This window comes from Nocardia sp. NPDC051750 (assembly GCF_044453135.1).
Taxonomy (GTDB): domain Bacteria; phylum Actinomycetota; class Actinomycetes; order Mycobacteriales; family Mycobacteriaceae; genus Nocardia.
Genome location: NZ_JBITCK010000003.1, coordinates 867161 through 891478 on the forward strand (window position 1 = coordinate 867161; position 24318 = coordinate 891478).

Below are 24318 nucleotides of genomic sequence, written 5' to 3' on the forward strand. Positions count from 1 at the left end.
CTGTCCTGCACGCCCGGCCGCCCCGGCGGTGGAGGTGGGCCGATGGTCAGCGGATCACCATGCCGCCGTCGACGGCAAGGACCTGTCCGGTGACGTAGCTGGTGTCATCGGACAGGAGGACGGCGATGGTGGCGCCGACCTCGTCGGCCCGGCCCACCCGCCGCAGCGGCAGATCCGCCGAGGTCTGCGCCGCGGCCTGTTCGTCGTCGAACACCGAACCGAGACCCTCACCGGCGGTGGCACCGGGGCATACGCAGTTCACGCGAATCCCTTTCGGGCCGTAGCGGAGCGCGGTACGCCGGGTGAGCGCGACGACGCCGCCTTTACTGGCGGTGTAGGCCATCCCGTAGCCGTGCCCGCGCAACCCAGCGGTCGAGGCAACGGTCACGATCGCCCCGCCCGCACCGAGCAGGGGTAGCACCGCACGTAAGACCAGCACGGTGCCGCGCAGGTTGATATCGAGAACACGGTCGAAAACCGCCATATCGAGATCTTCCAGATCGAGCAGGTCGGGTGCTTCGAAAACGCCCGCACTGGTGCACACACCGGCGACCGACGGTAGCCGCGCGGCCGCGTCCGCCACGGCGGCGGCGACCGAATCCTCGTCGGCGACATCGCAGCCGAGGGCAAAGGCCGAACCCCGGGTGGCGAGGCCGGCGGCCTCGGTTTCCAGTTTTCCGATATCGCGGTCCAGCATGGCCACGGCGGCGCCGGCCGAGACCAGTTTCCGGCAGGTGCCCAGCCCGATACCGCTGGCTGCGCCGGTGACGATGTACCCTCGGCCCCTGAGATCCTGCATATCGCAACCTTCTATCGATCATTCCGGACTGGGGTGTCCGCCGGCGGTGCCCGGTTCGGGTCAGGACAGGATTGCGGGCATGGTGTCCCAGCCGCGGACCGTCGAGGTGGTCGACATCCGTGCCGCGGTGAGGTCGACGTCCCATTCCGGGAAGCGTCGCAACACCTCTTCGAGGGCGATACGACCTTCCAGCCGGGCCAAGGCGGCACCGAGGCAGAAATGTGCGCCGATCCCGAACCCGAGGTGGGGCTGCGGCGGGCGATGGATATCGAAAAGATCGGCGTCGGGCGGGAATCGCCGGTGGTCGTGGTTGGCTGCGCCGATGAGGAGCATCATGACGCTGCCCGCGGGTACTTCGTGACCGTAGTGCTCGACGGCGCGGGTGACATAGCGCGCGGCATGCGGTGCCGGTGGTTCCAGGCGGAGCAATTCCTCGATTGCCCGGGGGATCAGCTCGGGGTCTTCGGCGAGTTCACGGCGTTGTCCGGGATGCTCGGCGAGAACCTTGCCTGCCCAGCCGATCAGCCGTGTCGTGGTTTCGTTGCCGGCGCCGGCCACCACGTTCACATACATCAGCAGTTCGTCCCGGGAGAGACGCCGTAAGGTTCCCGTTTCGTCCTCGAACTCGATGTTGAGCAGTTCGGTCACGATGTCGTCGGAGGGATGTTTCTCCCGCCAGTCGATGTACTCGGCGAAGATCCGGCCGTCATCCAGCCCGTCCGAGGCCGCCGTCATGGGGCGGCCGTCTTCGGTGGACACTTGGGCATTGGAGTGATCCCGGACCGCTTCCTGGATTTCTTCGGGAATGCCCAGGAGCATGCAGATCACCCGCATCGGCATGGGGGCACCCAGGTCGGCGATGAAATCGAAACCGCCGCCGCCGACCAAGGGATCGAGGCTGCGGGCGCAGAATTCGCGCACCATCGGTGCCAACTGGCTGATCTTGCGAGGTGTGAACATTCGCGCCACGAGCCGGCGATGGATGTCGTGGCGAGGTGGATCCTCCATCACCAGCAGGCCCGGTGGGATCTCGATACCGGCCTTGATCAGTTCCAGGACATTGCCGCGGCCGGAGCTGTAGGTGGCGGTATCGGCGAGGCAGCTGTTGACGTCGGCGTACCGGCTCAGCGCGTAGAACTCGTGCTGTTCGTTGTAGTACAGCGGTTTTTCTTCGCGGAGCCGGGCGAACATCGGGTACGGATCGGCAATGAGACCCGTGTCGTAGGGATCGAAGAAGACTTCGCTGGTAGCGGAGACGGTCATAGCCGTCGCTCCTCCCCGGGAGGTACACCCCCAAGAGCATCGATTCACGCCAGGACGGGCTGGTAGCACCTACGGCGACGCGGCCGGGGGGCGGCCGCCGTAGGTGCCGGTCCGCATATGAGATACGGACACGTCATTAACATACGTTCTCGTATGTGACATTGTCAGCCGTATGCAATTTTTGCTTTGACAGGATGGGGCGATGGTGGAGCGCTGGACCCGGGAACGACGCACCGAGCACACCCGCAACCTGCTCGTAGATGCGGCACAGGAGGTATTCGCCGCCAAGGGTTTCGGCGCGGCGAGCCTCGATGACATCGCGGCAGCCGCCGGATACACCAGGGGTGCGATCTATGTGCATTTCAGTGCGAAGGAAGACCTGTTCCTGGCCGTTCATCAACGGTACTGGCGGCGATTCTTCGATGCCTTCACGGAGCTGCTGGCCTCGGTGGGCGAAATCGGTGAGGCCGAACTCGCCGAGATCGCCGGGCGATGGCGCCGGCTCGCTGAAAGCGGCGGTACCCAGCAGGCCGCGCTGGGTTACGAATTCACGCTCTACCTGTTTCGCAACCCCGAAGCCCGCGCACGTGTGGCGCCGCAGCAACAGCAGGTCCACGACGAGCTCACGGCCTTCATCGTCGCAAGCCTCGGCAAGCTCGGTGCCACGCTCGCAATGCCGGCTTCGACCTTCGCGCAATTGCTGATCGCCACCAGCGACAGCATCATGCTGGCCGCCGAACTGAACGACACCGATCTCTACCGGCCGGTGCTCGATATGTACACAGCAGTCATCGTCGTGCCCTGAGCGGATGAGCACGATCGAACACGACTGGGGTCATGCAACAGTATCCAGGTTACTGTACGGTCGGATTTACCTCGGTCTGCGCTCGTGCGACAGGCCCGTGCGAACACGGCGGTTCGGTTGCGCACCCGGGGCCGTCATGTTCGACGACGAATGAAACAGGAGTTCGATGCGCGCTGTGTCCGGGGAGCTCTTTTCTTGCGATCAGCGGTCGGTGATGCCGGCGCCGCATGCCATCACCCGCGCGCAGGATCATGTTTTGCGGTACCGTCTCGTGGTCGTATCCCCGACCGTGCGCGAGGCGGTCCGCCTCGCCGGTGGGTGGCTGTTCGACCGCGCGATGTCCGGCTGGGATGTCACGATCCTCGCCGGGGAAGTGGCCGACCCGCTTCCGGCCCGTGTTCTGGGTGCGCTCGTCGTGCCATGGGACACCGTGCCCGCGTCGGCCGAGGGGCCGGATCCACACGCTGTGGCGGTCATCGGTAACCCGCAGGATTTCGACGACCGGATGCGGCGCTGGGTAACGGACTACTCGCACCGTGGACAGGAAACAACGCTATGGGGCGAGGCTGTGTGGGTCGATCTACCCCTGCACGCCGAACCCGGGATTTTTCGCCCGAGTCGCACCGCGCTGTTGTTCAAAGCCCATGCCCTCAACGAAACCACCGGACCACCCGCTGCGCCGTCGGCCGACGAACCCTTCCGTGCCGTCGGGCCGGTCCTTCGCGGTGTGACCAGCCTGCAGGCCCACCGGCAATCCGGAGGTTCCCGGTCGGCCGTGGGTCCCGGTGCGTGACGAAGTCCGCGGAGCGGAGCGTTCGTACGCTCGGCCGGCGCATCCTCTGCTGCTTCGGCGGACCCGGTCCGGGTACGGCCGGCGCTCAGGGGGCGGTTTTGCCATTGCTCTGGGCGAGGACATGGGGGCCGTATCGCGAGGCGATCAGGGTCCACGGGTCGGCGTAGGGACCGCGGTGTTCGAGACGTCGCTGCAGGGTCAGCGCTGCACGTATCGCCGGTCGCAGGAGGGGGCCGGCGATACGGAGAGCCGCGCGCAGAATGCGGGGCTGAGCGTCGGCGATCCAGGCGACCGTTTCCGGCCACTCGTGATGCTGGAAGTCCAGCAGGGCTTGTGATTCCGTGGTGTCGAACCATCCGGTGAATGCCCAGCCGCGGTCGTCGGCGGGGTCGCCGGGCAGGCTCGCGGAAGGTCCGAGCCGACCGATGCCCATGGCTTCGAACATGGCGTCCTCGACATCGCGGTGGGTGTGGGCGTAGCTGTTGTTGCCGGCGATGAGCAGCACTTTGCCGTTGATGCTGTCGCGGCGGTCGACGGCGTTGGCGAATGCCAGCGCGACGTCGCGGGCGTCGACGCCGTGTAGCCGGTTGTCGCCGGGGGTCGCACGGATCAGCACCAGATGGTCGGTGTTGATGCCGGCGGTGGTGTCGGGGGACAGGATGCCACCGAGCCGGAGGAAGGCGTGGGGGAGACCGCTGCCGGCGATGACGCCCTCGGCCAGTACCTTGTCTTCGCCGTACTGGTCGATCGGGGCTACCGGGGTGTCCGCGGTGATGCGGTCGGGATGACGATGCGGATTGCGGGAACCGTATACCGCTGCGCTGGAGGCGAACAGCAGCAGCGGCGCGGCCGGCAGCTTCTGTCCTGCGCGCACCAGGTTCTCGGTACCGCCGACGTTGATCCGCCGGGCCAACTGTGGGTTGCGGTAGGACTGCGGGGAAAACATGGCGGCCAGGTGGATGATCGTGCCGGGGTGGTGTTCATCGACCAGGGCGTCGACAGCGCCGGAGTCGAGCAGATCGGCGAAGGCGGTGCGCAGCGTGCCCGGCGCGGTGGCCCCGGCCAGTCTCTCCGCGGCCGACAGTGCGGCGTCGGTGCGCAGATCGGTTGCCACCACCGTATGGCCCCTGGACAACAGGAGTTCGGCGACGCGTTTGCCGACCTGGCCGAATGCGCCGGTGATGAGGACGGGAGCGCGCATGGTGCCTTCTTTCACGCCGGATCGCGGGGATGCGTGTAGCCGTCGGCACTGCGCGGGAACGGGCGAACCGGCGACAAGGGATCGTCAGGGGAGTTTGACGACGGACAGATACATTTCGAGGATCGGCCGGTAGAGGTCGATATCGTCGAGTTGGCTGCCGAGTATCACGGAGTCGCTGGTGGCGATGAGTACCTGGGCGAAGGCCCGCGGCGTGATCGTCAGGCTGCCGCCCACGCGCTCGAGGTTCTCGGCGACGAATCCGGCGAGTTCTTCGGCCACTTCCAGCCGTTTGGCCGCTACCCGTGCCCGGGCCTCCGGATTGCGTAGGAGGTAGAGGGTGAACTCGTGTCCGAGCGCGGCGTGTTCGGCGCCGCGGTCGTTGCTGAGCTTGCGCCAGCGTTCGGCAACTCGGTCGAGTTCGTGCGGCCCCACTGCCGTGACGTTCGAGAGTACTTCGGCGAAGTTGTCGAAGTAGCGGCGCCAGTATCGGTCGCTCACCGCCAGGAACAGCTCCTCCTTCACGGAGAAATGTTTGTAGATGGCGCCCTTCGTGTAACCGGCCGCGTGTGCGATGTCGTCGAGGGTGGCGGCCGCGAAACCCTTTTCGGCGAATACTTCCTCGGCGGCATCCAGCAGGAGCGTACGGGTGCGCTCCAATCGCCGCTCTTTCGTCCAACGCTCCACCACGGAAGCGATCCTAGCATGGATCTCGGAAACCCATTGTGATGACAGATACCCACGGGTATCTTAACGAAGGGCCGGATGCCGGAAGGAGGCGGACTTCGCCGTGAAAGCGGATTTCCGTTGCGGCGCCGGTGATATCGAGCGCATGCCGAGTCCCGCTGTCGGCGATCGGACCCGCTAGCGCTGCAGAACGCAATCCAGAAGGGGCAGTTGCATGAGCGAACTGTCGAACAAGAAAACCGCCGAGGTCACCGAAAAGCTCGGCTCCGCGGCCCTCGGCACCGAGAATCGGCCGACGAGCAAAGGCATCTATATCTGGGCCGTCCTCGGCGGGCTGATCCTGGCACTCCAGGTATATGTGTGGATCAGATGGATCACCGGCCCCTACTTCGAGCGGGTACCCACCGGCCCGAACGATCCGCCGATGCTCATGAAGACGATCCTGAGCATCTGGACCGCCGGCGTCCTGATCGGCTTTCCCCTCGCCATTTATTGGTGGATCATCAGGCCCTGGTGGCGTGAGCGCCGGATCACCCTGGACGGCATCCTGCTGGCGTCGATGGGCCTGATGTTCTTCCAGGACCCGTTCCTGAACTACCTGAACACGTGGTGCACCTACAACACCTGGATGTTCAACAGGGGTTCCTGGGCGCCCTACGTTCCGGGGTGGGTATCGCAGGAAGAACCGGGTGCCCAGGTCGCCGAACCACTACTGATGAACGTCCCGGGTTACGCGTGGGGTGTCCTGCTCATCACGATCGGCGTGTGCTGGTTCATGCGGAAGGTCAAGTCGCGCTGGCCCGGGATCAGCAATCTCCAGTTGATCGGCGTCACGTTCGCGTTCACCTTCGTCCTGGACTTCATCATGGAAGGCTGCATGCTGCTGCCGCTCGGGCTCTACACCTTCCCGGGCGCGATCCAGTCGGTGTCGTTCAACGCGGGTCACTACTACCAGTGGCCGATCTACGAGGGCCTGATGTGGGGCGCGGTCCAAGCGGGTCTGGCCTGTCTGCGTTTCTTCACCGATGATCGCGGGCGCACGATTGTGGAGCGTGGGCTCGACCAGGTCCGCGGCGGCGTCGTCCGGCAGCAGCTCACGCGTTTCCTGGCGATCTTCGCCGCGGTGAGCGCGATCTTCTTCGTCTTCTACAACCTTCCCGCGCAATGGGTCGGCCAGCACGCGGATCCCTGGCCCGAAGATATCCAGGAGCGTTCGTACTTCACCGGCGGCATTTGCGGGGACGGAACGGACAAGCCCTGCCCCCATCCCGATCTGCCGATGCCACGCAACGACTCCGGCTACATCAACAAAGACGGTGAGCTCGTCCTTCCGGACGGAGTCGAGGTTCCGAAGATCGTCCCGTTCCAGCCGGAGGACTGATATGCCGACCACAGCCACGGCCGTGAGCCGCCCCGACGTGCAGGCACCGTTCTACCGGGCGGTCGGAGACGAGGCCGAAGTATTCCGTGCGGCGTCGTGCCGCGGGGTGCCGGTTCTGTTGAAGGGTCCCACGGGATGCGGGAAAACCCGCTTCGTGGAGGCCATGGCGCATGAACTGGGCCGCCCGCTGATCACCATCGCCGGCCACGAAGATATGACCTCCGCGGATCTGGTGGGCCGGTTCCTGCTCAAAGGCGGTGAAACGGTGTGGGTCGACGGCCCCTTGACGCGCGCGGTTCGCGAGGGCGGCATCTGCTATCTGGACGAGATAGTGGAGGCGCGTCAGGACACCACTGTGGTGATCCACCCACTCGCCGACCATCGCCGCGAGCTTCCTGTCGACCGGCTCGGCACCACGGTTCCGGCGGCGCCGGGCTTCCAGCTGGTGATCTCCTACAACCCCGGATACCAGAGTGTTCTGAAGAACATCAAGGAGTCCACCCGGCAGCGATTCGTCGCGATCGAACTCGGCTTTCCGCCACCCGAGATCGAGCGCGAGGTGGTGGCGCGTGAGGCCGGGGTCGCTCCGGAGATCGCGAATGCTCTGGTCGCGCTGGGTAACGCCATCCGGAACCTCGACGGGTCACCGCTGCGCGAAGCGTCCTCGACCAGGATGCTGATCCTGGCCGGGTCCCTGGTGGCAGGTGGGCTGAACCTGCGCGCCGCCGTACGGTCCGCGGTTGTCCAGGCCCTGTCCGATGATCCGGATATCGTGCGCGCGCTCGGTGAACTCGCGGACGCTGTCCTGCCGTCGCCATGACCACATCGGAAACCGAAGGCCCGGAACGGTTCCGGCTCCTCGCGACATTCCTGGCCGGCCGGTCCGTCGCAGTCGCGGCAGCGCCGGTCGGCCAGGCCGCGCACACCGACGGCAACGCCGTCTTCGTCTCTGCGGGCTGTTCCCGCACCCGGCAGCGCAGTGAAGTGCTGGTGCAATGTGCTCTGCTCCGGGCGGGAAGCCTGGACCAGGGTGTGATCAAGGGGCTGCGGGGACGTCCGCGCATCGCGCGCCGTTATCTGGCGCTCGAGGGCAGGCGAGGGCTGACCGAGCTCGCCCGGTGCGTGCCGAGCGCCGCCGCACTCGGTCCGTACGGGGAAGCGCAGACCGCCACCGTCGACGAATCGCTCGCCCTCGCGAGAGGTAAGGCGGTGATCGCCGATCCGCCGGAGTGGTTCGGGGTCATCGAGCCCGCCCGATTACTGAAGTCCGGCCGCGGACCGAGTTCCCGGGCGACCGACAAGGACCTGCGGCTCGAATTCGATCTCCTCGAGCAGCTCGAGCCCGAGCGGGACGACGACGATGAAGACGACGAAGCGGAGGGGACCGGCACCAGCCGTATCCTGAAACTCTTCGAGAATCCGCTGGTCAACTCGGAAAAGCTCGCCGATCTACTGCGGAAACTGCTCGGCACCTCGCGCGCCCCCGGAGAGAGCGATGCCGGTGCCCAGATGCGGGTTCGTGCCGTTCGGCGGGGCCGGATGGCCGGTGGCGATGCCCGGCCGCTGCCCACCGCGATCAATGTCGTAGTCGACGGAAAACCCGGTGCCGTCACGGGGGTAGGCGGAGCGTGGTACCCGGAATGGGACGTCCACGACAACCGGTACCGGCCCGAGTGGTGCCGGGTTCTGGACTACCCGCTCAGAATCGCCGCCGATACCGCCGCGGCTGATATCCCGCACGACGAGGTCCTCCGGCGCCGCCTGGCGCGTGTCGGCCTCGGTCCCAGGGTCTTACGACGGCGTCCCGACGGCGACGAACTGGATATCGATGCCCTGCTGGACCTGGTCGTCGATGTACGGTCGGGCTACTCGCCGGCGGAGAACGTGTACGCCGAAACCCGCACACGTGCGCGGAATCTCGGTGTTCTCATCTTGCTCGACGCCTCCGGCTCCGCCACCGACACCGATTCGGACGGCCGCGCCGTCCATGAGCACCACCGCCGGGCCGCCGCCATCCTCGCCGCCACGCTCGACGAACTGGGCGACCGGGTCGCGGTCTACGCATTCCGCTCCGACAGTCGGCACGCTGTCCACCTTCCGGCGATCAAAACCTTCGACCAGCGGTTCGGCGCCGTCGAGCGGGCGCGACTCAACGAGCTCCAGCCCTCCGGCTATACGAGGCTCGGTGCCGGTATCCGCGGCGCCGGCCGGATCCTCGACACCGAGGCAGGCACACCGTATCGCCTGCTCCTCGTTCTCTCCGACGCCCTGCCCTACGACCACGGCTACGAAAGCCGCTATGCGGAAGCCGACACCCGCAAGGCAGTCGACGAACTCCGCGCCGACGGCATCGCCTGCCTCTGCCTGTCCATCGGGGCGTCGACCACCACCGACACGCTCGGACGCGTCTTCGGTCCGGCCGGGTATGCGAACGCCACGACCCTCTCCGGCCTGAGTGCGCAGATGGACGAGTTGTTCTCGGCGGCGCTACGCGAACTCAGCGCGCCGAAACCCCAGGGGAAATGACGACGCCCGCCGAGGTGTACGGACTCTCCCTTCGAAAGGAAACAGCAGTGGACACAGGACACCCGCCGCCGGACCCGAGCCGGGCCCGCACGATCTATCACTTCGACCGCCACACCCCGGAATATCGGGACCGATTCGCCGCGATCACCCGGGAAATGCACGAAAAATGCCCGGTGGCCTGGACCGATACCTACGGCGGCCATTGGGTCGCCGCCGGCCACCGCGAAGTATTCGAGCTCGCGCGGTGCCCGCATGTATCCAACGATCGCGACTACAAGAACGAGCGCCGCGGTTACCTCGGCATCACCATTCCGTTCGCCGAGACCCCGATGCCCATGCGCAACGGCATCCTGGAAATGGACGACCCCGAGCACCGGCTGTTCCGTGCGGTGCTCAACCCGTATCTGTCACCGAGCGCCGTACGCCGGTGGGAGCCTTTCATCGATGAGCTGGTGCGCGCGTGCCTCGACGAGAAGATCGAATCCGGACGGATCGACTTCGTCGACGATCTCGCCAATATCGTCCCCGCCGTCGTTACCCTCGGGATGCTCGGCATACCGCTGGCGAAGTGGGTCGTCTACAACGAACCCTCACACGCGGTGGTGTACACCCCACCGGATTCACCGGACCGGGAGCGGGTGCAGGAACTCAACATGGCGATGGGCCTGGACCTGCTGGCGAACCTGCACGAGATCCGCGAGAACCCGCGGCCCGGCCTGATCGACGGGCTGGCCCGGTTGGAGATCGACGGCGAAAAGCCCGAGGATATCGATCTGCTCGGCATGCTGGGGCTGCTCATCGGCGGTGGGTTCGATACGACCACCGCGCTGACCGCGCATTCACTGGAATGGCTGTCCGAACATCCCGCTGAGCGGGAAACCCTTGGCCGCGAACGCGATCTCCTGCTGAATTCCGCGACCGAGGAGTTCCTGCGCTATTTCACCCCCGCGCCCGGCGACGGCCGCACTATCTCCGCGGACTGCGATATTGCCGGCCGGCAATTCGCGGAGGGTGAGCGGTTGTGGTTGTCCTGGGCGATGGCGAACCGTGACCCCGCGGTGTTCCCCGACCCCGATACCGTGGTGCTGGACCGTAAAGGTAATCGGCACACCAGCTTCGGACTCGGCATCCATCGCTGTATCGGATCCAATCTCGCGCGGACGGTTTTCAAGCGGATGCTGGTCGCCGTCCTCGACCGGATTCCGGATTTCCACTGCGAAGCCGAGGGGACCGTGCACTACGACACCATCGGGGTGATCCAAGGGATGCGCAAACTGCCCGCGACATTCACCCCGGGCCGCCGCCGCGGCCCGGGGCTGGACGACACACTCGCCGCACTGGAGCGGATGATCGACGAACACGGCCTGGCCGCCCCGGTCTCCGCGGGGTCGTGACCGCTGATCCGGCCCGGCTCGCCGGCCCGGAACCAGGGCGTTCGCGGATTTGAGCAGCACCGCGCAACGGGCCGGACTCGACGGATGTCGCCCGCCGGGATAGGTCAGTCGGTACGTTCGGGGCCTTCCACTTCGCGAAGGAAGTCCTCGATCAGGGTGGTGATCTCGGCGTGCCCGCTGTCGATATCGAACGATTCCTCGATGCGCAGGAACCGGGAGACGCTGGACATGAGCATCACCAGGGTTATCGGTGTCCACGAGGTGTTCCCGTGGTTGCGCAGGGCGCGGGTGACGATCTCGAGCTGGAGTTCGCGGAACCGTTTGGACGACTGCGTGATCTCGGTCCGGATCGACGGGCGGTGGGTGGCCAGCGAGACGAACTCCATGGTCAGCGAGGTCCGGGACTGGTCGTGGATCGCGGCCCAGAGTGCCCAGAGCGGCTGAGGGGATTCGGCGGCCGCGAGCAGGCGCTGGTAGCTGCGTTCGGAGCCCCTGCGGAAGAGGGCGACGAACAGGTTGTCCATCGTGCCGAAGTAGTAGTGGACGAGCGCGGAGTTCACCCCGGCCCGGGCCGCGAGCCGCCGGGAACTCACCGCGGCGTAACCCTCCTCGAGCATGACCTGTTCGGCGGCGTCGAGGAGCGCGCTGCGGGTCGACAGGCTCGCCGAGTCTGCGGTGCGGTCCGTCCGGCCGCTGTGGTCGCTCGGTTCCTTCTTGTTCATGGTGCCTCCGTCTGCCGGCGCTGGAAGTCGGCACGCCTGCCGTGCACTGCCGCGGGCCCGGGCTGGTACGGCCGCCTCCTGATCATAGGAACCTCCTCGTCCGAGTGGTGCGGGCACCCGAGCTGGGGCCGTGCTGGTGGGGCGCGGGTGTGAACGTGATTCGCGCGGAGTTCTTTCCGGCCCTTGACGCGCACCGAACGACGGCCGTATAACTTTAATCACCCGAGTAATTAATCACCTGCTTAACAATACCGGGTCGAGTGTGCAAAACCGCTGCGGCGGCTCCGGAAGGGGAGAACCGTGGAACGCATCGAGGCGGGACAACGAGCCGGTGCAGGGCGCGTTGCCGCTGGTCGCTCCCCGGGATCCGCGGCGGCCGAACCGGTCCGCGTCACGATTCGCTCCGGACGGCGTACCGCCGGCGCCGACCACCGCGACGGTATGACCATCTTGGAAACAGCGCGATTTCTCGGGATGAATCCGCCTTCGACCTGCGAGTCCGGATACTGCGGCGCCTGCACGGCCCGGGTCGAGGCAGGCGGCGGCATCGAGATGCCACGCAACGAGGTCCTTACGGCCGCCGAGGTCGCGGCGGGCTGGGTGCTGACCTGTCAGGCCCGCCCGACCGGTGAATCGGTGTGTGTGGTTTATGAGTAGAGGAGCTTCGGCGATGAACGAACCCCTGAATCCCGCTCTGCCGGAGCAGGGCCCACCTGACGACGGTGGCTTCGAGGGGCGGGTGGCGATTGTGACCGGCGGCGCCTCGGGAATGGGGCTGTCGATCTGCCGCCGCTTTGCCGTGCGGGGAGACCGGGTCGCGGTCTTCGACGTGGACGGCGCAGCCGCCGAACGTGCCGCGGAAGAGCTGCGGGCGATCGGCGGCACGGCGCTGGCTTTCGAAGTCGATGTCACCGATCGCGCGCTGGTCGACGAGGCAGTGGGCAAAGTGCGGGCAGCGTGGGGGCCGGTCCAGGTACTCGTCACCAGCGCGGGCGTTTTCGCGTTCGAGCCGTTCACCGAGATCTCGTCCGGCTCCTGGCAGCGAATCCTGGACGTCAACCTCAACGGCACCTTCCACTGCATCCAGGCGGTGATCCCGGATATGATCGCGGCAGGCTGGGGGCGCATCATCACGATCTCGTCCTCCAGCGCCCAGCGCGGCTCGCCGAAGATGGTGCACTACACCGCTTCCAAGGGTGCGGTGATCGCGATGACGAAAGCGCTGGCCCGGGAGTACGCGCAGTCCGGCATCACGGTGAACACCATCCCACCGTCCGGTATCGACACTCCGATGTCGCGGGTGTCCCAGGCGGCCGGGCATCTGCCCGACAACGAGACGATGGCGCGGGCGATCCCGGTCGGCTACCTGGGCAGCGGTGAGGATATCGCCGCGGCCTGCGTATTCCTGTGTTCAGCGGAGGCTCGCTTCATCACCGGCCAGGTGCTCGGAGTGAACGGCGGGGCAGTGATATGACCTCGACGGTTCCCCGGCTCGAACCACTTCCGGTAGGGGAGTGGACCGAAGAGGCGCGGGCGATGTTGCGTGGGCGCGTGGCCCGGGCCGACCGATACCTGTCCGGCGCGCCGGACGCACCACCGATGCCGAATATTCTCGGGATCCTCGGACATCATCCCGAATTGGGCGGTGCCTGGCTGAAATACAACGGGCTGCTCCTGGAACGGGCGGCGCTCGATCCGCGACTGCGCGAACTGGTGGTGTTGCGGGTCGCGTGGCGGACACGCTCGGCCTACGAGTGGCGTCAGCACACCCGGATGGCGCGGGATCTCGGGATCGGTGACCGGACCATCGAGGACATCGCCTGCGGGGAGACCGCCGCCTGGCCCGAGCCGGATCGGCTGGTGCTGGCGGCGACCGACGAACTCCTCGACAGGTACCGGGTATCCGATACCACCTGGGCCGCGCTCACCGGCCATCTCGACACGCACCAGTTGCTCGAGCTGCTGTTCGTCGTCGGCTCCTACCTGTGCCTGGCCCTCGTATTCAACAGCGTGGACCTGCAACCCGACCCCGATGCCGGCCCCGCGGCGGCACCCGAAGTACCCGAATCGGAGGAATGACCATGGCGCGATGGCCGAAACCGGCGGAAGGAACCTGGACCCAGCACTATCCGGAACTCGGTACCGGACCGGTGTCGTTCGAGGATTCGATCTCGCCGGAGTTCTACGATCTCGAACGAGAGGCGATCTTCAAAAGAGCCTGGCTGAACATCGGCCGGGTGGAGCAGGTGCCACGGGTCGGCAGCTATTTCACCAAGGAGATCCATATCGCCCGCACCTCGGTGGTCGTGGTGCGCGACCACGAGAAGCAGGTGCGCGCGTTCTACAACATGTGCCGGCACCGGGGGAACAAGCTGGTCTGGAACGAAGTACCGCGCGCGGAGGTATCCGGGACGTGCCGGCAGTTCACCTGCAAATACCACGGATGGCGGTACGGGCTCGACGGGAAGCTGACCTTCGTCCAGCAGGAGGGTGAGTTCTTCGACCTCGACAAGGCGGAATTCGGGCTCGCGCCCGTGCACTGCGAGGTATGGGCGGGCTTCATCTTCGTGAACCTGGCCCCCGAACCACCGCAGACACTGCGGGAGTTCCTGGGGCCGATGGTCACCGCACTCGAGGATTACCCCTTCGACCGGATGACCGAATGGTATGAATTCCGGGCCGAGAATCAGAGCAACTGGAAACTGTTCGCCGACGCGTTCCAGGAGTACTACCACGTCCCCGGCCTGCATTCCCAGCAGGTTCCGGGCAAGGTACGCAATCCCGACCCGAGTTTCGAATGCGCCCATTTCCAGACCGACGGGCCGCATCGGGTAGTGAGCACCGGCGGCGCGCGGCGCTGGACGCTGGACCCGGAATACATGTATCCCATCGAGCGCGCCACGCGCAGCGGGCTGGTCGGCCCGTGGGAATCCCCCGATATCGGTGAGCTGCCCCCGGGTATCAACCCGGGTCGGGTCGAACCGTGGGGTATCGACAATTTCCAGATCTTCCCCAACCTGGAACTGCTGTTCTACCGTGGCTGGTATCTGATCTACCGCTACTGGCCCACCTCCTACAACAGTCACCTGTTCGAGGCCGTCCTGTGCTACCAACCCGCGCGCACGGTGCGTGAGCGAGTAGAGCACGAGGTCTCCTCGGTGGTGTTCAAGGAGTTCGCGCTGCAGGACGCCGGAATGCTCACCGGCACCCAGACCGCACTCGAATCCGCCTACCGCACCGCGCGGATCACCGACTATCCCGTCAACGATCAGGAGATCCTGGTCCGCCATTTCCACAAGGTGGTCGCCGACTGGGTCGACGGGTACCGCGGCGCGCGGGTAGGAGCATGATGAGCGAGAACCTGCTACCACCCGCGTTCGCCGAATTCGAGCGGTTCGCCCCTATTTGGTGCCTGGCCACGGAATCCGAACGCTGGGAACGCCGGATGAACAGTTCGATGGAGGAGCTGTCGGAGTTCTACACCGCCTTCTTCCCCCGCCTGGAAGAGGCCATCGTCTACTGCGACAAATTCCCCCTCGACGATCTGCCCGACGAGGTCATGCACCTACTGCAACTCGTCTACTCGCTGTCCATGGTCGCCATGGCGGTCGAGATCTTCCTCCAGCCCAGACCGGTCGACAGCGCCGATGCCGAAATCGAACGGATCGGCGAGCCGTGGCCGTGAGCCGCCCGACCTGCCCTGCGATGCCCGAACGAAGGACACAGTGATGCCCACCCTGACTGTCGAAAAGCTGAACCACGAGATCGGCGCGGAGATCGTCGGTCTCGACGTGGACCGGCTGGTCTCCGACGAGACTGTGCCCGGCGCGATCCTGGAGGCCCTGGAAGCGAACGGGGTTCTGGTCTTCCGGGGCCTGCATCTGGAACCGGAAGCGCAGGTGGAGTTCTGCCGCAAACTCGGTGATATCGACACCTCGGCCGGCCACCACCCGGTCTCCGGGATCTACCGGGTGAGCCTGGACACCGCAAAGAACTCGTCGGCGAGCTACCTGCGTGGCACCTTCGACTGGCATATCGACGGATGCACCCCGAAAGACGACACCTACCCGCAGATGGCGACAGTTCTGTCCGCGAAAGCCGTTGCCGTGCGTGGCGGGGAGACCGAATTCGCCAGTACCTATCGCGCCTACGACCGGCTCGGCGACGACGAGAAGAAGTATTTGGCGTCGCTTCGTGTGCTGCATACGCTCGAGGCATCGCAGCGGCCGGTCACCGCCGATCCGACACCGCAACAGCTGGAGTTCTGGCGTCGCTGGCCGACCAGGGAACATCCACTGGTCTGGACACACAAGTCGGGCCGCCGCTCACTGGTGCTGGGCACCTCGACGGATCACGTGGTGGGGATGGACCGGGACGAGGGGCGCGCGTTGCTCGACGACCTGCTCGCTCGTTGCACCGCACCGGCACACGTCTACCGGCACGAATGGACGATCGGCGACACGGTGATCTGGGACAACCGCGGCGTCGTCCATCGAGCCGCACCGTATCCCGAGAACTCACCCCGCGAAATGCTGCGCACCACCGTGCTGGGCGACGAACCGATCCAGTAGCCGCCGGGTCCTGTCGAACCGAATCACACCGCAAGGAGCACCACCATGCCTCGATGGCCCAAACCCCCCGAAGGCAGCTGGACCGAACACTATCCGGAACTGGGTACCGCGCCCGTTTCCTACGAGGATTCGATCTCGCCGGAGATCTACGAAGTGGAACGCGAGGCGATCTTCAAGAAGGCCTGGCTCAACGTCGGCCGGGTGGAACAGGTCCCGCGGGTCGGCAGCTATTTCACCAAGGAGATCCACGCCGCGTGGACCTCGGTGATCGTCGTACGCGATAAAGAGAAGCAGGTGCGGGCCTTCTTCAATATCTGCCGGCATCGCGGAAACAAACTGGTGTGGAACGAGATTCCTCGTGAAGAGGTATCGGGGACGTGCCGCCAGTTCACCTGCAAGTACCACGGGTGGCGGTACGGGCTCGACGGGGAACTGAACTTCGTCCAGCAGGAGGGCGAATTCTTCGACCTGGACAAGAAGGACTACGGGCTCGCCCCCGTGCACTGTGAGGTGTGGGCGGGGTTCATCTTCGTGAACCTGGCGCCCGACCCCGAACAGTCGCTGCGCGAATTCCTCGGTCCGATGGTCACCGACCTCGAGGGCTACCCGTTCGACCAGCTCACCGAACGCTATTCCTACCGTTCCGAAGTGGGAGCGAACTGGAAGCTGTACATGGACGCGTTCGCGGAGTTCTACCACGCGGCCGTGCTGCACGGGAATCAGTCACCGGACAACTTCTCCGCGGCCGCGCAGGCCGCGGGTTTCGAAGCACCGCACTATCAACTGCAGGGCCCGCACCGGATGGTCAGCACCTCCGGGGTGGTGACCTGGGAACTCGACCCCTCCATGCGCAAACCGATGGAGGACATCACCCGCGGTGGGCTGTTCGGGCCGTGGGATGTCCCGGATCTCGGTGAACTCCCCGCCGGAGTCAACCCCGGGAAATGCGAGCCCTGGGGCCTGGATTCGTTCCAGTTGTTCCCGAACTTCGTGATCCTCATCTGGTCGAGCGGCTGGTATCTCACCTACCACTACTGGCCGACGTCCTACAACACCCACATCTTCGAAGGAAACCTGTATTTCATGCCGGCCCGGACGCCACGCGATCGGGTCGCCCACGAAATGACGGCGGTGACCTTCAAGGAATACGGCCTGCAGGACGCGAGCACCCTGGAAGCCACGCAGATGATGCTCGAATCACGCGCGGTGACCCGGTTCCCGCTGTGCGACCAGGAGATACTGCTCCGGCATCTGCACAGAACCGCCGGACAGTGGGTCGAGAACTACCGGAAAGAACGTGCGGAGGAGACGAACCGATGACTCTGCTGCCCGAACAATTCGCCGACCTGGAACCCTTCGCTGCCCAGTGGTGCCTGGCTACCGAAGGCGAACGCTACAGCACGCGTATGGCCAGCAGTATGGACGATATGCAGCGGTTCTACGACGCCGTCACCCCGCGCGCCGAAGCCGCGATGACCTACCTCGACCATATCGGGCTCGACGATATGCCCGAGGACGCGCTGAACCTGCTGCACATGCTGTATTCGATGATCATGGTGTCGTTCCCGGTCGAGGTGTGGCGCCAGCCCTGGATACCCGACGCGAGCGAGGCGTCGATGGACTGCGTCATCGAGCCGGCGCCGTGAGGGCCGGGACAACGGTCCTGCGTGCGGCGCGCTGGGTCGATATCGAGGCAGGAATCGTCCGCTCCCCGGCGGTGATCGTGGTGCGCGACGGGCTCATCGAATCGGTGAACCCGCCCGAGACGCCCGCCGAGGCGACCGTCGTGGACCTCGGCGACAGCACACTGCTGCCCGGGCTGATGGATATGGAATTGAACCTGCTCATCGGTGGCCCGGACAACCCGACGGGTCTGCCGAATCCGATGCACGGGGTTCAGGACGATCCGGTCTACCGGACGTTGCGCGGGACCGTCAACGCGCGGGAGACGCTGATGGCGGGATTCACCACGGTCCGCAATCTCGGACTCATGGTAAAAACCGGTGGCTACCTGCTCGACGTGGACCTCGGCCGAGCGATCGAGCAGGGCTGGTTCCCCGGTCCGCGCATCGTTTCCGCCGGGCACGCCATCACCCCCACCGGTGGGCATCTCGATCCGACCATGTTCCAGAAGCTGGCTCCGCACATCATGCCGATGTCGATACAGGAGGGCATGGCCGACGGTGTACCGGCAGTGCAAGCGGCGACGCGCTACCAGATCAAATACGGGGCCGGCGTCATCAAGATTTCCGCATCCGGCGGGGTGATGTCGCACAGCACCGCTCCCGGAACCCAGCAGTACTCCGACGCGGAACTCGCCGCCATTGTCGACGAAGCACACCGCGCCGGTATCAAAGTCGCCGCCCACGCCCACGGCGACGCCGGCATCCGGGCCTGCGTCCGCGCGGGTGTGGACTGCATCGAGCACGGGTCGCTCGCCAGTGACGATACGGTGCAGATGATGGTCGATCACGGCACCTTCCTCGTCCCGACCAGCTACCTGTCCGAAGGTCTCGACACCTCGAAAGCCCCACCGGCCCTGCAGCGAAAAGCTGCTGAAGTGTTCCCCAAGGCCCGCCGCATGCTGGGAAAGGCCATCGAAGCCGGCGTCCGGATCGCCTGCGGCACCGACGCCCCGGCCGTACCGCACGGCCAGAACGCCAAGGAGCTGTGGGCGCTGGTCGACCGCGGTATGACACCGATGCAGGCGCTTCGCGCGGCCACGGTCACCAGCGCCGAGCTCATCGACGCCGACGACCGCGGCCGGCTCGCCCCGGGGCTGCTCGCCGATATCATCGCCGTCCCCGGCGACCCGTCCCGCGATATCACCGTCCTCGAGCAGGTGCGATTCGTGATGAAGGACGGGATCGTGCACAAGAACGAACCGGTCGCGTAGTCACGCCGATCCGATCCGATTCCCCACATCCAGGAGGTCACAGGTGCCCAAAGGAATTCTCTACGTCGAGTCCCGTCCGAGCTCACCGGAGGAAGTAGCCGAATACCACCGGTGGTACACCGAAACCCATATCGGTGAGATGCTCGATATCGACGGCATCGTCTCCGCCCGCCGGCTCGAACCGGTCGCCGGCGACGGCAGCTTCATCGCGCTCTACGAGATCGAAGCCGACGATCTCGAAGCCGTCCGGGCCCGGATGGGCGCACGCGCCCGGTCCGGTGAAATGTCGAAACCGATAGCGGTCCAATCGGATCCGCCGCCCACCGTCCGCCTGCTTCGTGAGTTGAGTGTCCACACCCTCTGATCGGACGAAAACGATGCGCGCATACAAGGAGCTGTTCGTCGGTGGCCGGTGGTGTCCGCCGAGTACCGACCAGGCGATCGAGGTGATATCGCCGCACACCGAGGAGCCCGTCGCGCGCGTCGCCGCGCCGGCGGCCGCGGATATCGATGATGCGGTCACGGCGGCGCGGCTGGCATTCGACGCCGGGCCGTGGCCGCGGCTTCCACCCGCTGAGCGAATCCGGATCGTCCGTGGTCTCGCCGACCGGTACGAGGAACGGGTGGAGGAAGTAGCCCAAGTGGTGACCGCGGAAATGGGTGCGCCGATCACCTTCTCCCGTTCGGCGCACGCCCGGCTACCCGGCGTGATGATGCGCGCTCTGGCCGACCTCGCGGACACCTACCCGTGGCGGGAGACCCGGCCGGGCTTTTACGGCACCGGCATCCTGGTGCGCAATAACCCCGTCGGCGTCGTGGGGGCGGTGACGCCCTGGAACATGCCGATGCTCATGGTCGTCGCGAAACTGATCCCCGCCCTGCTCGCGGGCTGCACCGTCGTGCTCAAACCGTCACCCGAGACGCCGCTGGACGCGTACCTCATGGCCGAACTACTCGAGCAGAGCGAGGTACCACCCGGCGTTGTATCGATCCTGCCGGGCGACCGTGCGGTCGGCGAGTACCTCGTCGCCCACCCCGGCATCGACAAGGTCTCCTTCACCGGATCCACCGCCGCCGGCCGGAAAGTCGCCGCCGTGTGCGGCGCCGCGCTCAAACGCGTCGGCCTGGAACTCGGCGGAAAATCGGCGGCCGTCGTCCTCGACGACGCCGACCCGGCCGCCGTCGCCGCCGGTGTGCAGGTGGCCGGACTGATGAACAGCGGCCAGGCCTGCGTGGCCCAGACCCGGGTCCTGGTACCGCGCCACCGCGCGCCGGAATTCGTGGACGCGTTGGCGGCGATGGTCGACGGGCTGGCGGTGGGAGACCCGCTCGACGAAGCCACACGTATCGGCCCGATGGTCTCCGCCCGGCAGCGCGAGCGGGTGCGCGGATACATCGAACAAGGGATCGGCGCGGGGGCACGTGTCGTCACCGGCGGAGCAGGCACACCGGAAGGCATGGACAGGGGCTGGTATGTGCGGCCGACTCTGTTCTCCGAGGTCGACTCCTCCATGGGCATCGCCCAGGAGGAAATATTCGGCCCGGTACTGACGGTGCTGGAGTACGCCGATATCGATGACGCGGTGCGACTCGCCGACGACACACCCTACGGGCTGTCGGGCTCGGTGTGGACGCCGGATATCGACCGCGGGCTCGCGGTCGCCGGCCGGATCCGGGCCGGCACCTTCGGTATCAATCAGGCCTACAGCATGGATCCGCACGCACCCTTCGGCGGGGTGAAGGCCAGTGGAATCGGGCGGGAATTCGGCCGCGAAGGGCTGGCGGAGTATTTGGAAACCCAATCGATTTCCGGACTCGGATCGTGAGTCGCCCGACCTGCCGCCGGCGGGGGCACCGGCGTCGCCAGGTGGGCTGACTACGACAGGGGGCCATGAGCGAGTACCGGGACGAGACGGGCGAGCCCCTCGGCTCCGTGGCCCGCTGTCAGCGCGCGCCGGAAGATCTGGCCCGTGGCGTCGAGTACGCCGGTATCGATGCCGTGGCGCGCGATCACTTCGCGGAGTGTGGTGAACGCGGTGTAGGCCGAGGAAATGGATGTGTCGTCGCCGGGATAGTGCCCGGCTTCGACCTGTGCGGCGGTTTGCGCCGCCATATCGGGTAGCAGTGAGACCACGGCGGGTGTGAACGGGACGAGTTCGCTGCCTTTGATCCCTTCGGCCTCGGCGAGTGCGATGCCCAGGGCCACCCCGACGTAGGAGAGCCAGAATACCGACACCAGTGAGGCGTCGAAGGCGGCCGCGCGCCCATGGTCCGTGCCCAGGTAGGTGCCCTGTTCGGCGAGCGTTCTCAGCGCCGGTTCCGCTGCGCGGTAGCCGTTTTCGGAACCCGAGTACAGCAGCAGTGCGTCCGGTGTGCCGATGCCCTGCGGGACCGCCATGACGGCGCCGTCCACGTACTCGGCACCGTGGCGGCCGGCCCACTCGGCGCGCCTTCTCGACTGCTCGGGAGTCGAGGAGGTGAGGTTCACCAGCACCCGTCCGTGCAGTTGCGCGCCCGCGTCGCGCAAGGCCGCGCCTACCGCCTCGTCGTCGAGCAGCGAGACGACGACGAGGGGAGCGGCCGCGATTGCCGCGGCCGCCGAAGATGCCCTGGTGGCGCCGAGTTCGACCAGCGCATCGGCCTTCGCGCCGGTGCGGTTCCACACGATCGTCGGATGGCCCGCGTTCAGGAAGGTATTCGCGATCGCCGAACCCATGAGTCCCAGCCCCAGGACCGCGACGGGTGTGCCTGGTTCGCCGGACATGCTGCCTCCTGATTGTTTGAAGAGTATCAAACAATAATTGTTGTATGATTATCAAACTGTCAAGAGCTGGAGGGAGGCGCGTTCGTGCCCGCCGAGTTGCCGCACCCGGATACCGCCGACCTCGAACTGGCGGCGGTCATGCACGCGCTGTCCGACCCGATCCGGCTCCAGCTGGTGGCCTGCCTGGCCGCCGACGAGGGCGAGAACTGCGGCGAACTCAGCCAGCACATCGAATTGCACAAGTCCACGCTCTCGCATCACTACCGGGTCCTGCGCGAAGCGGGCATCACCCGGACGGCGGTCACCGGACGCACCAGGGTGATGCGCCTGCGCTACGCGGATCTGCAGGCCCGGTTCCCGGGGTTGCTCGACGTGGTGTTCCGCGCCCTGGCCGATATCGTCGAGGACGACGAGAAATGGACCGGTTCGCCCGAGGACCGCGCAAAACTGCTCGACGCGCTGAAACGGCCCGAGGCCTCGCGCTGATCCGGGATACATTCCGGCAGACTGCATGCCATGAAGTACAGCGCCGGAGTTCTGCTGTTTCGTCGTGAGCCGGAGGTACACGTGCTGTTGGGGCATATGGGCGGGCCGCTGTGGGCGCGTAAGGATTCGGGGGCGTGGTCGATCCCCAAGGGTGAGTACGAGCCGGCGACCGAGGAGGCCCGCGCCGCGGCGGGCCGCGAATTCGACGAAGAGTTGGGAATACCGGTACCCGACGGGGAGTGGATCGCGCTGGGTGACGTGCGGTACGGCAGCGGCGGGAGCAAGAAGCAGGTCACGGTGTGGGCCGTCGAGGGCGAGCTCGATCCGGCTCGGGTCGTGCCGGGGACCTTCGAGATGGAATGGCCGCCGCGGTCGGGCGAATACCGCGCTTTCCCCGAGGTCGATCGGGTCGAATGGTTCGATCTGACCACCGCGCACGACAAGCTGACCACCGGCCAGCGGCCATTGCTGACCCGCCTTGCCGAGCGACTGGGCTGACCTCGTCGGAGCGCCTCGGGAACTGAATTATGATCGAGGTGGTGAGCACACCGTTGCCGGATACGGCAATCCGATCGGATTCGCGTACTCGACCCAGACCTCTGCGGGCACTTGCGATCACTACGACGGTCGTGTCCGTGCTACTGGTCCTCTTTGCCGTCCCGTGGTGGACGTTGGTGATGTCCGGAACTCAGTGGCCGGCACCCGCGGTCGCACTGGGAACAGGGGTCTTCGCGGTCACTCTCGTGGTATTACCTGTGGCGCTGGTATTGAGCCACGGCCACCGCCATCTCGACTGGGCAGGTGTGCTCGGCGACTCGATCCTGGGAATCGTCTGGGTGCTCTTCTCGTGGTCGGTGATCGGCACGATCGCGCGGCTCGTACTCGCCTTCGTGGGTGTGGAGGACCCGGTTCGCTCACGCGCGGTGGCCGCCGCGGTCGTTCTCGTCACCGCAGTTCTCCTGATCTGGGGTAATCGGGAGGCGATGCGAATTCCTCGGATCAACCATGTGGACGTCACCCTGCCACGACTCGGTCAGGGGTTGGACGGCATACGAGTCGTCGCCGTCACCGATACCCATTTCGGTCCGATCAACCGGACGAAGTGGTCGCTCGGGGTCGCTGCGGCTGTGAACGAACTGCGTCCCGATATCGTGGCCCATGTCGGTGATATCGCCGACGGTCCTGTGGAGCAACGACGCGGGCAGGCGGCCCCGCTCGCCACCATGGAGGCCGGGCTCGCGAGGATCTACGTCACCGGCAATCACGAGTACCTCGGCGAGGCGCAAGGCTGGCTCGACTACATGGACTCGATCGGCTGGAAAACCTTGCACAACGAGCATATTGTCGTCGAGCGCGGCGGCGACCGCCTCGTCCTTGCGGGCGTCGATGACGCTACTGCGAAGTCGGCGAAACTCAGCGGTCACGGCGCGAACTTCGACGATGCCCTGGCAGGAGTCGATCCCGGGCTACCGGTCCTCATGCTCGCGCATCAACCGAAGCAGGTTGCCGAGTCCGCGGCTGCCGGTGTCGACCTCCAGATCGCCGGCCATACGCACGGTGGGCAGATCTGGCCGTTCAACTTCCTGGTCCGCCTCGATCAACCCACCGTGCACGGGTTGAGTCGGCACGGTGCGCGGACACAGCTGTACACCAGCAGGGGCACGGGTTTCTGGGGCCCTCCGTTCCGTATCTTCGCGCCCAGTGAAATCACGGTGATAACGCTTCACTCCGCTTGACGTCACTCTCCGCGACAGTGGGCCGAAGGTGTCCGGAGCCCCTCGGATCTACGGCAGACGCAGGTCCGCGCGATGTATGAGCGTGGAGTTTCGGGTCGGTTCCCACTCCGGACACCATCACTACGCCCACGGACGACTGGGGACAGCTCCAGGCTTCCATCGTCCGTGTGGCTGAAAGTTGGTTTCAAACCGCAGTGTCGATAAAACTTCCTGCTTGTTGGCCGGTTCAGCTAGGCGGATCGTGAGATAGACGCCCGGGACTGGCCGGAGCGCCCAGTCAGGCGGTCACGCGGACGG

The 24318-nt window shown here is 66.0% G+C and carries 26 protein-coding genes; 20 read left to right on the plus strand and 6 right to left on the minus strand.

Features of this window, described 5'->3' with window-relative positions; all coding sequences use genetic code 11:
* Positions 1-46 precede the first annotated feature (46 nt).
* Both ACIA75_RS17130 and ACIA75_RS17135 read right to left on the minus strand, forming a co-directional pair.
* Positions 47-799, minus strand: a complete 753-nt coding sequence (locus ACIA75_RS17130; RefSeq protein ID WP_397104804.1) for an SDR family NAD(P)-dependent oxidoreductase — start codon at positions 797-799, stop codon at positions 47-49.
* Between the two features lie 60 nt (positions 800-859).
* Positions 860-2062 (minus strand): cytochrome P450, encoded by a 1203-nt coding sequence (locus tag ACIA75_RS17135; protein ID WP_397104806.1) that lies wholly within the window; start codon positions 2060-2062, stop codon positions 860-862.
* Positions 2063-2264: 202 nt separating this feature from the next.
* Between ACIA75_RS17135 and ACIA75_RS17140 the strand changes: the two genes are divergently transcribed.
* Both ACIA75_RS17140 and ACIA75_RS17145 read left to right on the plus strand, forming a co-directional pair.
* Positions 2265-2867: a TetR/AcrR family transcriptional regulator gene (locus ACIA75_RS17140; RefSeq protein ID WP_397104808.1), complete on the plus strand. Its 603-nt coding sequence runs from the start codon at positions 2265-2267 to the stop codon at positions 2865-2867.
* Positions 2868-3123: 256 nt separating this feature from the next.
* Complete coding sequence (locus tag ACIA75_RS17145; RefSeq protein ID WP_397104810.1) at positions 3124-3660, plus strand: hypothetical protein; 537 nt, start codon at positions 3124-3126, stop codon at positions 3658-3660.
* Between the two features lie 85 nt (positions 3661-3745).
* Here the strand turns inward: ACIA75_RS17145 and ACIA75_RS17150 are convergent, their stop codons facing one another.
* The gene (locus tag ACIA75_RS17150; RefSeq protein ID WP_397104812.1) at positions 3746-4861 is read right to left on the minus strand and encodes an NAD-dependent epimerase/dehydratase family protein; all 1116 of its coding nucleotides are present in this window, start codon (positions 4859-4861) and stop codon (positions 3746-3748) included.
* 84 nt (positions 4862-4945) lie between these two features.
* Complete coding sequence (locus tag ACIA75_RS17155; RefSeq protein ID WP_397104814.1) at positions 4946-5548, minus strand: TetR/AcrR family transcriptional regulator; 603 nt, start codon at positions 5546-5548, stop codon at positions 4946-4948.
* Between the two features lie 211 nt (positions 5549-5759).
* Here ACIA75_RS17155 and ACIA75_RS17160 point away from each other — a divergent pair, with 211 nt between their 5' ends.
* From ACIA75_RS17160 to ACIA75_RS17175, 4 genes are read left to right on the plus strand one after another with little or no spacing between them, the layout of a single operon-like run.
* On the plus strand, positions 5760-6926 hold the full coding sequence (locus ACIA75_RS17160; RefSeq protein WP_397104816.1) for a spirocyclase AveC family protein: 1167 nt from the start codon (positions 5760-5762) through the stop codon (positions 6924-6926).
* A gap of 1 nt (position 6927) precedes the next feature.
* Positions 6928-7746, plus strand: a complete 819-nt coding sequence (locus ACIA75_RS17165; protein ID WP_397104818.1) for a CbbQ/NirQ/NorQ/GpvN family protein — start codon at positions 6928-6930, stop codon at positions 7744-7746.
* Positions 7743-9452: a nitric oxide reductase activation protein NorD gene (locus ACIA75_RS17170; RefSeq protein ID WP_397104820.1), complete on the plus strand. Its 1710-nt coding sequence runs from the start codon at positions 7743-7745 to the stop codon at positions 9450-9452. Before ACIA75_RS17165 ends, ACIA75_RS17170 begins: the two co-directional genes overlap by 4 nt.
* A 47-nt stretch (positions 9453-9499) precedes the next feature.
* Positions 9500-10846 carry a cytochrome P450 gene (locus ACIA75_RS17175; protein ID WP_397104823.1) on the plus strand — a complete coding sequence of 449 codons (1347 nt, stop codon included), beginning with the start codon at positions 9500-9502 and terminating at the stop codon, positions 10844-10846.
* A 104-nt stretch (positions 10847-10950) separates the two neighbouring features.
* Here the strand turns inward: ACIA75_RS17175 and ACIA75_RS17180 are convergent, their stop codons facing one another.
* Positions 10951-11568, minus strand: coding sequence for a TetR/AcrR family transcriptional regulator (locus tag ACIA75_RS17180; RefSeq protein WP_397104825.1), 618 nt, complete (start codon positions 11566-11568; stop codon positions 10951-10953).
* Between the two features lie 441 nt (positions 11569-12009).
* Between ACIA75_RS17180 and ACIA75_RS17185 the strand changes: the two genes are divergently transcribed.
* Genes ACIA75_RS17185 through ACIA75_RS17235 form a run of 11 tightly spaced genes read left to right on the plus strand, consistent with a single transcriptional unit; the run spans position 12010 to position 20861 of the window.
* Positions 12010-12225 (plus strand): 2Fe-2S iron-sulfur cluster-binding protein, encoded by a 216-nt coding sequence (locus tag ACIA75_RS17185; RefSeq protein WP_397104827.1) that lies wholly within the window; start codon positions 12010-12012, stop codon positions 12223-12225.
* Between the two features lie 13 nt (positions 12226-12238).
* The gene (locus ACIA75_RS17190; protein WP_397104829.1) at positions 12239-13042 is read left to right on the plus strand and encodes an SDR family NAD(P)-dependent oxidoreductase; all 804 of its coding nucleotides are present in this window, start codon (positions 12239-12241) and stop codon (positions 13040-13042) included.
* A complete protein-coding gene (locus tag ACIA75_RS17195; protein ID WP_397104831.1) occupies positions 13039-13647 on the plus strand; it encodes a carboxymuconolactone decarboxylase family protein in 609 nt (202 codons plus the stop codon). The genes ACIA75_RS17190 and ACIA75_RS17195 overlap by 4 nt, the downstream gene beginning before the upstream one ends.
* 2 nt (positions 13648-13649) lie before the next feature.
* Positions 13650-14918, plus strand: coding sequence for an aromatic ring-hydroxylating dioxygenase subunit alpha (locus tag ACIA75_RS17200; RefSeq protein ID WP_397104833.1), 1269 nt, complete (start codon positions 13650-13652; stop codon positions 14916-14918).
* Entirely contained in the window at positions 14918-15253 is a 336-nt protein-coding gene (locus tag ACIA75_RS17205) for a hypothetical protein (protein ID WP_397104835.1), read from the plus strand. The genes ACIA75_RS17200 and ACIA75_RS17205 overlap by 1 nt, the downstream gene beginning before the upstream one ends.
* A gap of 43 nt (positions 15254-15296) precedes the next feature.
* A complete protein-coding gene (locus ACIA75_RS17210) occupies positions 15297-16139 on the plus strand; it encodes a TauD/TfdA dioxygenase family protein (RefSeq protein ID WP_397104837.1) in 843 nt (280 codons plus the stop codon).
* Positions 16140-16184: 45 nt separating this feature from the next.
* On the plus strand, positions 16185-17459 hold the full coding sequence (locus ACIA75_RS17215) for an aromatic ring-hydroxylating dioxygenase subunit alpha (RefSeq protein WP_397104839.1): 1275 nt from the start codon (positions 16185-16187) through the stop codon (positions 17457-17459).
* Positions 17456-17785, plus strand: coding sequence for a hypothetical protein (locus ACIA75_RS17220; protein ID WP_397104841.1), 330 nt, complete (start codon positions 17456-17458; stop codon positions 17783-17785). The genes ACIA75_RS17215 and ACIA75_RS17220 overlap by 4 nt, the downstream gene beginning before the upstream one ends.
* The gene (locus ACIA75_RS17225) at positions 17782-19035 is read left to right on the plus strand and encodes an amidohydrolase family protein (RefSeq protein ID WP_397104843.1); all 1254 of its coding nucleotides are present in this window, start codon (positions 17782-17784) and stop codon (positions 19033-19035) included. Before ACIA75_RS17220 ends, ACIA75_RS17225 begins: the two co-directional genes overlap by 4 nt.
* A 43-nt stretch (positions 19036-19078) precedes the next feature.
* Positions 19079-19399, plus strand: coding sequence for a hypothetical protein (locus ACIA75_RS17230; RefSeq protein ID WP_397104845.1), 321 nt, complete (start codon positions 19079-19081; stop codon positions 19397-19399).
* A gap of 13 nt (positions 19400-19412) precedes the next feature.
* Complete coding sequence (locus ACIA75_RS17235) at positions 19413-20861, plus strand: aldehyde dehydrogenase (protein WP_397104847.1); 1449 nt, start codon at positions 19413-19415, stop codon at positions 20859-20861.
* 50 nt (positions 20862-20911) lie between these two features.
* Here ACIA75_RS17235 and ACIA75_RS17240 read toward each other — a convergent pair whose 3' ends face one another.
* Positions 20912-21799, minus strand: coding sequence for an NAD(P)-dependent oxidoreductase (locus ACIA75_RS17240; protein ID WP_397104849.1), 888 nt, complete (start codon positions 21797-21799; stop codon positions 20912-20914).
* Positions 21800-21883: 84 nt separating this feature from the next.
* On the opposite strand from ACIA75_RS17240, the gene ACIA75_RS17245 reads away from it, so the two are divergent.
* From ACIA75_RS17245 to ACIA75_RS17255, 3 genes are read left to right on the plus strand one after another with little or no spacing between them, the layout of a single operon-like run.
* Entirely contained in the window at positions 21884-22285 is a 402-nt protein-coding gene (locus tag ACIA75_RS17245) for an ArsR/SmtB family transcription factor (RefSeq protein ID WP_397104851.1), read from the plus strand.
* Between the two features lie 30 nt (positions 22286-22315).
* Complete coding sequence (locus ACIA75_RS17250; protein WP_397104853.1) at positions 22316-22783, plus strand: NUDIX domain-containing protein; 468 nt, start codon at positions 22316-22318, stop codon at positions 22781-22783.
* Positions 22784-22812: 29 nt separating this feature from the next.
* Positions 22813-24021: a metallophosphoesterase gene (locus ACIA75_RS17255; RefSeq protein WP_397104855.1), complete on the plus strand. Its 1209-nt coding sequence runs from the start codon at positions 22813-22815 to the stop codon at positions 24019-24021.
* Positions 24022-24318 lie beyond the last annotated feature (297 nt).

Coding starts and splice junctions, on each gene's coding strand:
- ACIA75_RS17160 (WP_397104816.1), top strand. CDS start 5,760: ATGAGCGAACTGTCGAACAAGAAAACCGCCGAGGTCACCGAAAAGCTC.
- ACIA75_RS17220 (WP_397104841.1), top strand. CDS start 17,456: ATGACTCTGCTGCCCGAACAATTCGCCGACCTGGAACCCTTCGCTGCC.
- ACIA75_RS17200 (WP_397104833.1), top strand. CDS start 13,650: ATGGCGCGATGGCCGAAACCGGCGGAAGGAACCTGGACCCAGCACTAT.
- ACIA75_RS17180 (WP_397104825.1), bottom strand. CDS start 11,568: ATGAACAAGAAGGAACCGAGCGACCACAGCGGCCGGACGGACCGCACC.
- ACIA75_RS17150 (WP_397104812.1), bottom strand. CDS start 4,861: ATGCGCGCTCCCGTCCTCATCACCGGCGCATTCGGCCAGGTCGGCAAA.
- ACIA75_RS17255 (WP_397104855.1), top strand. CDS start 22,813: ATGATCGAGGTGGTGAGCACACCGTTGCCGGATACGGCAATCCGATCG.
- ACIA75_RS17185 (WP_397104827.1), top strand. CDS start 12,010: ATGACCATCTTGGAAACAGCGCGATTTCTCGGGATGAATCCGCCTTCG.
- ACIA75_RS17210 (WP_397104837.1), top strand. CDS start 15,297: ATGCCCACCCTGACTGTCGAAAAGCTGAACCACGAGATCGGCGCGGAG.
- ACIA75_RS17140 (WP_397104808.1), top strand. CDS start 2,265: ATGGTGGAGCGCTGGACCCGGGAACGACGCACCGAGCACACCCGCAAC.
- ACIA75_RS17135 (WP_397104806.1), bottom strand. CDS start 2,062: ATGACCGTCTCCGCTACCAGCGAAGTCTTCTTCGATCCCTACGACACG.
- ACIA75_RS17195 (WP_397104831.1), top strand. CDS start 13,039: ATGACCTCGACGGTTCCCCGGCTCGAACCACTTCCGGTAGGGGAGTGG.
- ACIA75_RS17250 (WP_397104853.1), top strand. CDS start 22,316: ATGAAGTACAGCGCCGGAGTTCTGCTGTTTCGTCGTGAGCCGGAGGTA.
- ACIA75_RS17205 (WP_397104835.1), top strand. CDS start 14,918: ATGAGCGAGAACCTGCTACCACCCGCGTTCGCCGAATTCGAGCGGTTC.
- ACIA75_RS17165 (WP_397104818.1), top strand. CDS start 6,928: ATGCCGACCACAGCCACGGCCGTGAGCCGCCCCGACGTGCAGGCACCG.
- ACIA75_RS17190 (WP_397104829.1), top strand. CDS start 12,239: ATGAACGAACCCCTGAATCCCGCTCTGCCGGAGCAGGGCCCACCTGAC.
- ACIA75_RS17215 (WP_397104839.1), top strand. CDS start 16,185: ATGCCTCGATGGCCCAAACCCCCCGAAGGCAGCTGGACCGAACACTAT.
- ACIA75_RS17240 (WP_397104849.1), bottom strand. CDS start 21,799: ATGTCCGGCGAACCAGGCACACCCGTCGCGGTCCTGGGGCTGGGACTC.
- ACIA75_RS17130 (WP_397104804.1), bottom strand. CDS start 799: ATGCAGGATCTCAGGGGCCGAGGGTACATCGTCACCGGCGCAGCCAGC.
- ACIA75_RS17170 (WP_397104820.1), top strand. CDS start 7,743: ATGACCACATCGGAAACCGAAGGCCCGGAACGGTTCCGGCTCCTCGCG.
- ACIA75_RS17235 (WP_397104847.1), top strand. CDS start 19,413: ATGCGCGCATACAAGGAGCTGTTCGTCGGTGGCCGGTGGTGTCCGCCG.